Origin of the sequence: Actinomadura mexicana (assembly GCF_900188105.1) — a bacterium.
Taxonomy (GTDB): domain Bacteria; phylum Actinomycetota; class Actinomycetes; order Streptosporangiales; family Streptosporangiaceae; genus Spirillospora; species Spirillospora mexicana.
Genome location: NZ_FZNP01000007.1, coordinates 456,471 through 464,425, shown reverse-complemented (window position 1 = coordinate 464,425; position 7,955 = coordinate 456,471). Strand labels below are relative to the sequence as shown.

8 protein-coding genes and 1 rRNA gene are annotated in these 7,955 nt (G+C 73.7%); 5 read left to right on the top strand and 4 right to left on the bottom strand.

Features of this window, described 5'->3' with window-relative positions:
• Positions 1-94: ribosomal RNA gene (rrf, locus tag CHC11_RS20940) — 5S ribosomal RNA — on the top strand; the annotation flags it as partial.
• Positions 95-191: 97 nt separating this feature from the next.
• Here the strand turns inward: rrf and CHC11_RS41440 are convergent.
• The gene (locus CHC11_RS41440; protein WP_179278895.1) at positions 192-1,376 is read right to left on the bottom strand and encodes a hypothetical protein; all 1,185 of its coding nucleotides are present in this window, start codon (positions 1,374-1,376) and stop codon (positions 192-194) included.
• A gap of 6 nt (positions 1,377-1,382) precedes the next feature.
• On the opposite strand from CHC11_RS41440, the gene CHC11_RS20935 reads away from it, so the two are divergent.
• On the top strand, positions 1,383-2,324 hold the full coding sequence (locus CHC11_RS20935; protein ID WP_245919517.1) for a hypothetical protein: 942 nt from the start codon (positions 1,383-1,385) through the stop codon (positions 2,322-2,324).
• A 101-nt stretch (positions 2,325-2,425) separates the two neighbouring features.
• Positions 2,426-3,592, top strand: a complete 1,167-nt coding sequence (locus tag CHC11_RS20930) for an alkaline phosphatase PhoX (RefSeq protein ID WP_089313426.1) — start codon at positions 2,426-2,428, stop codon at positions 3,590-3,592.
• 7 nt (positions 3,593-3,599) lie between these two features.
• Here CHC11_RS20930 and CHC11_RS20925 read toward each other — a convergent pair whose 3' ends face one another.
• Positions 3,600-4,538 carry an MBL fold metallo-hydrolase gene (locus CHC11_RS20925; protein WP_089313425.1) on the bottom strand — a complete coding sequence of 313 codons (939 nt, stop codon included), beginning with the start codon at positions 4,536-4,538 and terminating at the stop codon, positions 3,600-3,602.
• A 7-nt stretch (positions 4,539-4,545) separates the two neighbouring features.
• Positions 4,546-5,895: a DUF1015 family protein gene (locus CHC11_RS20920; protein ID WP_089313484.1), complete on the bottom strand. Its 1,350-nt coding sequence runs from the start codon at positions 5,893-5,895 to the stop codon at positions 4,546-4,548.
• A 72-nt stretch (positions 5,896-5,967) separates the two neighbouring features.
• On the opposite strand from CHC11_RS20920, the gene CHC11_RS20915 reads away from it, so the two are divergent.
• A complete protein-coding gene (locus CHC11_RS20915) occupies positions 5,968-6,411 on the top strand; it encodes a tetratricopeptide repeat protein (protein WP_089313424.1) in 444 nt (147 codons plus the stop codon).
• 64 nt (positions 6,412-6,475) lie between these two features.
• On the top strand, positions 6,476-7,477 hold the full coding sequence (locus CHC11_RS20910) for an HAD-IIA family hydrolase (RefSeq protein ID WP_089313423.1): 1,002 nt from the start codon (positions 6,476-6,478) through the stop codon (positions 7,475-7,477).
• Positions 7,478-7,522: 45 nt separating this feature from the next.
• Here the strand turns inward: CHC11_RS20910 and CHC11_RS20905 are convergent, their stop codons facing one another.
• Complete coding sequence (locus CHC11_RS20905) at positions 7,523-7,864, bottom strand: SCP2 sterol-binding domain-containing protein (RefSeq protein ID WP_089313422.1); 342 nt, start codon at positions 7,862-7,864, stop codon at positions 7,523-7,525.
• Between the last annotated feature and the right edge of the window lie 91 nt (positions 7,865-7,955).

The window sequence follows — 7,955 nt, the reverse complement described above, 5'->3', positions numbered from 1 at the left end:
AACACCCGGTCCCATCCCGAACCCGGAAGTTAAGCCCTTCAGCGCCGATGGTACTGCATGGGAGACCGTGTGGGAGAGTAGGACACCGCCGGACTTGAATTGGTCGAGGGTCGCCCCGGAATTCGCGGGGGCGGCCCTCGACGCATGTCGTGGGTCCGCCGAAGTAGGCTGAAGAGTCCACCGAACCACCATCAAGCACAGTGACGGACGTGATGAGCGCGGAAGAGGACGGCCGCAGCGACGACAACCGCGAGCGGCGGGGCGGTAACGGTCGACGGGACACGCCGGCCCGTCGTGGGGGCGATGCCCGCGGCGGCCAGGGAGGGCCCGGGGCCCGCAAGAGCGGTGGCCCCCGCGCCGGGGGGTTCCGCGCCGGCAGTCCGCAGAGCGGGCGCGGCCGTCCCGGTGGCAGGCAGGAGCGGGACTCGCGTGGACAGCGCGATGACCGCAAGCCCGGCCGTCCCTTCAAGCGCTCCGACGATCGCCGCGATGATCGGCGTCCTGAATCGCGGGAAGGCCGCCCGGAGAACCGATTCTCCGGCCAGCGCGGCGAGCGTAAGGAAGGCCGTATCTCCGGCCAGGGCGGCGAGCGAAAGGAAGGCCGTTCTTCCGGGCCGCGCGGTGAGCGCAGGGACAGTCGTTTCTCCGGCCAGCGGGGCGAGCGCAAGGAAGGCGGGTTCTCTGGTCAGGGCGGGAAGCGCCGTGAAGGCGGGTTCTCTGGTCAGGGCAGGAAGCGCCGTGAAGGCGGGTTCTCTGGTCAGGGTGGCGAGCGCCGTGAAGGCCGGTTCTCCGGGCCGCGCGGTGAGCGCAGAGAGGGCGGTCAGGGCGGCGAACGTCGTGAAGGCCGGTTCTCCGGGCCGCGTGACGACCGCAAGGAGGGGCGTTTCTCTGGTCAGGGCGGCGAGCGTCGCGACGGCCGCCCCTCTGACAACCGTGCGCCTCGTGCGGGCCAGGGCGGCGGCGGGCCCCGTCGGGAAGGGCGCCCAGGCGGATTCCAAGGGCGTGGCGGCCAGGGTGAGCGTCGCTCCCCGGGACGTCCGCAGGATCGTCCGTTCAAGGGCCGTCGCGATGAGCGCGACGAGCGTCGTCCGGGCGGGCGGCGGTTCGAAGGCCAGCGCGAAGGACGTCCAGGAGAGCGCGACAAGCCGTTCAAGGGGCGCGGCGGGCCGAGGCGCCCTCAGGACGGCGAACGCTCCTATGGGCCGCCTCGCGATCGCCGGGACCGGCCGGCGCGGTACGAGGAGCGCGAGCGTCCGGCGCCGAAGCATGACGATCCGCTGCTGCCCGACGACGTCACCGGCGACGAGCTGGACGCGGAGGCCCGCGAGGAGCTGCGCACGCTGCCGAAGGAACTGGCGACGAAGGTCGCCCGTCACCTGGTGATGGCGGGCCGCCTCGCCGAGGACGAGCCCGAGCAGGCCTACCGGCACGCGAAGGCGGCGCGGCGGCTCGCGTCCCGCGTCGGGATCGTGCGGGAGGCCGCCGGGATCGCGGCGTACCACGGGGGCGAGTGGGCGGAGGCGCTCGCCGAGCTGCGGGCCGCGCGCCGGCTCGGCGCCGGCGACTACTCCTACCTGCCCGTCATGGCCGACTGCGAGCGCGGTCTCGGACGGCCCGAACGCGCCCTCGACCTGATCAAGTCGCCGGAGGCGGAGAAGCTCGACCCGACGGGGCGCGTGGAGTTGCGCATCGTGGAGTCGGGCGTGCGGCGCGACATGGGCCAGAACGACGCGGCCGTGGTGACCCTGCAGATTCCGGAGCTGCGCGACCGGCGGCTCCGGCCGTGGTCGGTGCGGCTGTTCTACGCCTACGCGGACGCGCTCGTCGAGGCGGGTCGCGAGGGCGAGGCGTCCGACTGGTTCGCGCGGGCCGCCGCGGCCGACCGCGACGGGGACACCGACGCGGCCGAGCGGTACGCCGAGCTCGAAGGCCTCCAGATCCTCGACACGGAAGAGGACGAGGACTTCGCCGACATCCGGGCGGAGGAATCCGCCGAGGTGTCGTTGGAGGAGTCTGCTCGGGCGGAGGAGCCGGATTCCGTCGAGGCGCCGGCGGAGGAGTCTGCTGAGGCGGAAATGCTGGAACCCGCTGAGGCGCTGGCGGAGGAGTCTGCTGAGGCGGAAATGCTGGAACCCGCTGAGGCGTCGGCGGAGGAGTCCGCTGAGGCGGAGGAGCCGGATTCTGTCGAGGCGTCGGCGACCGACATCGCGTTCAGGCCCGCCGAGCCCGAGGTGCGGGACGCGCCGGACGAGGGCGCGCCCAAGGCTCCTGCGGTCTTCCTGGAGCCGAAGCGGGCCGACGAGGAGCGCCCGCCGGCGGACTGACCTCCGGTACTTGACTGGCGGGTAGCTTTCCCGGATATTCACGGGACCGCGCCGTTCGGGGGGCCGCCGGATGCGTCCGGCGGAGACTCTTTGGAGTTGCCATGCCCTTGGACCGACGCACGTTCCTGCGCGCCGCCGCCGTCGCCGGCGGGACGACCGCCTTCTCGGGCGCCCTGTGGCAGCGGGCCTTCGCATCGGGGCCCGCGCAGCCCGGGCCGAGCCCGTACGGGCCGCTGCTCGCCGCGGACGGTAACGGAGTGCAGTTGCCGCAGGGATTCACCAGCCGGGTCGTGGCGCGCTCGCTCCAGCGCGTCGAAGGGACGAGGTACACCTGGCATCCGGCCCCCGACGGTGGCGCGTGCTTCCGCGACGGGGACGGCTGGATCTACGTCAGCAACTCGGAGGTGCCCGCGGTGGGCGGGGTGTCGGCCATGAGGTTCGACGCGTCCGGGAAGGTCACGTCGGCGTACCGGATCCTGAACGGCACCTCGCTGAACTGCTCCGGAGGGGCCACGCCGTGGGGGACGTGGCTGTCGTGCGAGGAGCACGACCTCGGCCTCGTCCACGAGACGGACCCGCGCGGCCAGAAGGGGGCGGTGTCCCGCCCGGCGCTGGGCCGGTTCAAGCACGAGGCGGCGGCCTCCGACCCCGAGCGCAAGGCCGTCTACCTCACCGAGGACCAGTCGGACGGCTGCTTCTACAGGTTCCGGCCGCAGACCTGGGGCGACCTGTCGTCCGGGACGCTCGAAGTGCTGGTCGGATCCGGAACGGGCCCCGTCCGATGGGCGAGGGTGCCGAACCCTCAGGTGTGGCTCACTCCGACCCGGGACCAGGTGGACGGCGCCATGCGCTTCCACGGCGGTGAGGGCTGCTACTACACGCGCGGCGTCTGCTACTTCACCACCAAGGGCGACAACCGTGTGTGGGCGTACGACGCGGCCGCCGCGCGGCTGGACATCGCCTACGACGACGACCTCGTCACCAGCGGCGAGGCGCCCCTGCACGGGGTCGACGCGGTGACCGCCACGGCGTCCGGTGACCTCTACGTCGCCGAGGACGGCGACAACATGGAGATCAACCTCATCACCGCCGAGGGGGTCGTGACGCCGTTCCTGCGCGTGGTCGGCCACGACGAGTCGGAGGTCACCGGGACGGCGTTCAGCCCGGACGGGTCGCGCCTGTACTTCTCGTCCCAGCGCGGCAAGAGCGGGTTCGTGGCGGGGACGGACGGCTACACCTTCGAGGTGACCGGCCCGTTCCGCCGCTGACGCGTCGCTAGGCGTGCCGGTCGAGGGCGTGCATGATGCCGGCGACGTTGCTCTCGGCGCTGTTGAGGATCTCGTACTTGGCGGCCAGTTCGGGATCGATGCCGTCGCCCACGGACGAGTAGCGGCCCCTGGTGCGGTCGACGACCATCGCGACGGCGTGGTCGAGGTCCAGGCCCTGGTCGCGGGCGTGCCGGACGGTGTCCACCCAGATCCGCAGCTCCTCCGCCGAGCGCTCCAGCGTGTCCTCGACCTCCCGCACGGGCCCGTAGTGCGCGAACAGCAGCCGCTGCGGGCCCAGCGACCGGAACCTGCCGAGCGACTCCAGCGCCGTGTCGAGGTCGAAGTCCGGGGGCGGCGTGGCGGGCAGCACGTCCGCCGTCTCCGGGACGTAGATGCCGGCGGCGTCGCCCACGTAGAGGTCGCCGGTCTGCGAGTCGACCAGCCCGACGTGGTGCTTGGCGTGGCCGGGGGAGTAGTGCGACTCCAGCCGCCGCCCGCCGCCGAGGTCGATCACGCCGGTGTCCTCCACGGCGCGGATCCGCGCGGCGTCCGTGGGCTTCAGCTCGCCGAACAGGGTGTCGAGGCTGTCCCCGTAGACCATGCGGGCGCTGCGCATGAGGCGGGACGGGTCCGCCAGGTGGCGCGCGCCCTTCTCGTGGACGACGACCTCCGCGCGCGGGTACATGCCGGCGATGTCGCCGACGCCGCCCGCGTGGTCGAGGTGGATGTGCGTCACGACGACGCTCGCCAGATCGTCCGGCCCCACGCCCATCTCGCGAAGGGCGGCCTGCACGACGGGCGCCGAGCCGGACGTGCCCGGCTCCACCAGGCATGGCCGGTCGGAGAGGATCAGGTATCCGGCGGTGATGCCGGTGTATCCGGCCATCCGCGTGTCGATCTCGTAGACGTCCCCGCCGAGCGGCGTGATCGTGGTCGTGGTGTCCATCCCCCGATCATGGCTCCTGCGGGTCGTCCGGGTCGAGGAGCCGCAGGACGAGGCCGGTGCGGGGCTTGGGGCCGAACGAGGTGGACTTGCGCGGCACGCGTTCGCCCCCGCCGGCGACCGCCAGCACGTCCTCGACCTTGAGCGGATTCAGGATCACGGCCGTCCCGCCGCTGTGGCGGGCACGGGCGACGGCGGCGGAGGGGTCGTCGTGCACCACCTCGATGGCGTTCTCGTTCTCCGGGACGCCCCACACCCCGCCGATCAGCAGGTGGTCGAGGACGGCGGTGTCGAGCGCCCGCCAGCGGGGGGAATGCTCGGGCGGCATGGCCTCGCGCAGGGCGTCCGGATCTGGGCCGGTGAGCAGGTGCAGGGAGGCGCCGCCGCCGAGAAGGAACGCGGGCCCCTCCGCGCGGGTGAGCGCCTCCAAGGCCTCGCCCTCGTCCGGGAAGCCGGTCACGCTGAAGACCTGGCCGGCCTTGTCCAACGCGACGTCCGGCCGGAGCCCGGGAAGCACGCGGTGGATGGCGCCCAGATGCGGCGGGTAGCGCGTCGAGTCGACCAGCAGGGCCAGCCCGGCGTCCCAGGGGCCGGGGCCGTCGCCGGCCGCGTGGCGGCGTGCCTGGAGGGCGCGGTAGGTGGCGTAGCGGTGGTGGCCGTCCGCGATGAGGGCCTGCTTGCCGCGCAGGTCGGCGGACACCCGCGCGTGCAGGCCCGGGTCGGTGAGGCGCCACAGCCGGTGCGTCAGCCCGTCGTCGGCGTCGAACTCCATCAGCGGGGTCCCGGCCGCGGCGCGGTCGACGACACCGGCCGCGTCCCCGCCGCCCTCGTACACCAGGAAGATCGGCTCCAGGTTGGCGTTGGCCGCCGCCATCAGCGCGAGCCGGTCGCGGACCGGGCCGGGGAAGACGTTCTCGTGCGGCAGCACGACGCCGTCGGACTCCGCGCGCAGGCCGAGGCCGCCGATCAGGCCGCGCTGCAGGACGGTCCCGCCGCGGGCCGCCTCGTAGACGTACAGGGCCGGTTCCGGGTCGACGGTGAGCGCGCCGCGGTCCAGCCAGCGGCGCAGCCGCCGGCCGGCGGCGTCGTAGGTCTCCCCGGCGGCGCGCGGGAGGTTGAGCCGGATGATGTTGTGGCCGCCCTCCGCGAGCAGCCGCAGCGCCGCCGCCTCGTCGATCAGGTCGTACGGCGGCATGGTCACCGATGCCAGGTCGCCGGCCACCTCGGGGACGAAGCGGACGCCGCGGAACGGGGCCAGCTCCAGGCCGCCGCCCGTGCGCGGGGCCGCCGTCCCGAAGACGCGTGCGCTGAACTCCTCCGGGCCGAGACCCGAGGACAGGTCGTCGTCCACGCTGGGCATGGTATTCAGCGGAGGGCGTGCGGTGCCGCGGCGGGTACGGTCGTAGTGATCGATGTCCGAGGGGAGGTCCACATGAGTACTCAAGGACCCGGACGGCCGGAGGATTCCCCACGAGAGGACGCGGCCGAGCATGCGGACTCGCCGCGGGGCGGGGTCTACGAGTGGTACACGCGGGGCCTCGAACTGCTGCGGGCGGGCAGCGCCGCGGCGGCGTTGCAGCTGCTGACCAGGGCGGCCGAGGCCGAGCCGCAGTCGCACAGCATCCGCGAGGCGCTCGCCCGCGCCCAGTTCGGGGCGCGGCGGTTCGGAGCGGCGGCCGCAAGCTTCCGCGGGATCGTGGAGGAGGAGCCCGCCGAGGACTACGCACGGTTCGGGCTGGGGCTGTCGCTCAGCCGGATGGGCGACTTCGAGGCCGCCGTCGAGCATCTCGCGCTCGCCGCGGCCATGCGCCCGGAGAACAAGGACTACGCGCGGGCGTTGCAGCACGCCAGAGCCACCCTCGCGTCCCGGCGCTGACCCACCCATTACCTGGCGGTAACACCCCCGTACGATCGCAGGCATGACCGGCATAAGGAGCGCGATGAAAGGCAGCGACCGCCCCCTGAGCGAGGCGTACGACGTCGCCCTGCTCGACCTGGACGGGGTCGTCTACGTCGGCCGCAGGCCCGTCCCCGCGGCGGCGGAGTCGCTCGCGAAGGCGCGCGCGGCCGGGCAGCGGCTGGCGTTCGTGACCAACAACGCGTCGCGGACGCCTTCGGCGGTCGCGGCGCTGCTCACCGAGGTCGGCGTCCCCGCCGAGGCGTCGGACGTGGTGACCTCCGCGCAGGCCGCCGCCCGCCTGCTGGCCGAACGCCTGCCCGCCGGGTCGGAGGTGCTCGTGGTGGGCGGAACGGGATTGCGTCACGCCCTTCACCAGCAAGGTCTGCGCCCGGTGTCGACCGCGTCGCGTCGTCCCCCGGCCGTCGTGCAGGGCTTCCATCCCGGCCTCGGGTACGGGCTGCTGTCCGAGGGCGCCCAGGCGGTGAGCATGGGCGCCCTGTTCGTCGGCTCCAACGGCGACCTGACCATCCCCGGCGGCGAAGGCCCTCCCCATCCGGGCAACGGGGCCCTCCTCCGCGTGATCAGCTCCGCCACCGGCGTGGAGCCGGTCATCACCGGCAAGCCCGAGCGGCCGCTGCACCAGGAGTCGATCCTGCGCACCGGCGCCGAGCGGCCGCTGGTGGTCGGCGACCGCCTCGACACCGACATCGAGGGCGCCCACAACGGCGGCGCCGACAGCCTCCTCGTCTTCACCGGCGTCACCGGCCACCTCCAGGCGCTCACCGCCCCGCCCCACCGGCGCCCCACCTACCTCGCGCCGGACCTGTCCGGCCTGCTCGTCCCGCACCCGGAGACCGTCCGGGAGGACGGCGCCCATCGGTGCGGCGGCTGGACGGCGCGCCGCGACGGGGAAGCGTTCGCGCTCAGCGGATCCGGCGACCCCCACGACGGCCTCCGCGCCCTCGCGTCCGCCGCCTGGGAGAGCGAGGAGCCGCCGCCTCCGGAGGCCCTCACCGGGGCCCTGGAGAGTCTCTCGCTCTGAGGCCGAGGCCCATGGACCGCCGGCGGCGAGCCGGCCGGGCGCCGGTCAGAGGAGTTTGCGCAGCCGGAGAAGGTCGAAGATGCTCGCCTCGATCTTCAGCCGGCCGGCGGTCCACGCCTTGGCCGGGCTCAGCTCGTCGAAGGCCATCGCGACGAGGTCGTCGCTGTCCACGGTGAGGCGCACCTGCGCGGCCCCGGGGTCCTCGTCGCGCTCGAACGGGTCGAGGCCGCCCCCGTGGAGCCGGCTGCGGAAGGCCAGCCCGAGGTCCGCGACCCGGCAGCTGATCGTCCGCTCCACGACGTGCTCGGCGAGCCGGTCGGCGTCCACCTCCGCCAGGCGCGCCGCGACGCGCCCCAGCGCCGCACGGCACTCCTCCTCGTTCGCCATGGTCAGGCCGTTCCCCGTTCGTCCGGCATCGATGTCGTTCAGGGACGGTAGCGTTCATGGTGAGCCGGAGGCGACTCGTCGCGTGCGCTCC

What these genes read in the sequence shown, in the direction of transcription:
- CHC11_RS20925 (WP_089313425.1), bottom strand. Translation starts at nt 4,538, where the DNA reads ATGGACACCACGACCACGATCACGCCGCTCGGCGGGGACGTCTACGAG.
- CHC11_RS20935 (WP_245919517.1), top strand. Translation starts at nt 1,383, where the DNA reads ATGGCGGGCCGCCTCGCCGAGGACGAGCCCGAGCAGGCCTACCGGCAC.
- CHC11_RS20920 (WP_089313484.1), bottom strand. Translation starts at nt 5,895, where the DNA reads ATGCCCAGCGTGGACGACGACCTGTCCTCGGGTCTCGGCCCGGAGGAG.
- CHC11_RS20915 (WP_089313424.1), top strand. Translation starts at nt 5,968, where the DNA reads ATGAGTACTCAAGGACCCGGACGGCCGGAGGATTCCCCACGAGAGGAC.
- CHC11_RS20905 (WP_089313422.1), bottom strand. Translation starts at nt 7,864, where the DNA reads ATGGCGAACGAGGAGGAGTGCCGTGCGGCGCTGGGGCGCGTCGCGGCG.
- CHC11_RS20910 (WP_089313423.1), top strand. Translation starts at nt 6,476, where the DNA reads ATGAAAGGCAGCGACCGCCCCCTGAGCGAGGCGTACGACGTCGCCCTG.
- CHC11_RS20930 (WP_089313426.1), top strand. Translation starts at nt 2,426, where the DNA reads ATGCCCTTGGACCGACGCACGTTCCTGCGCGCCGCCGCCGTCGCCGGC.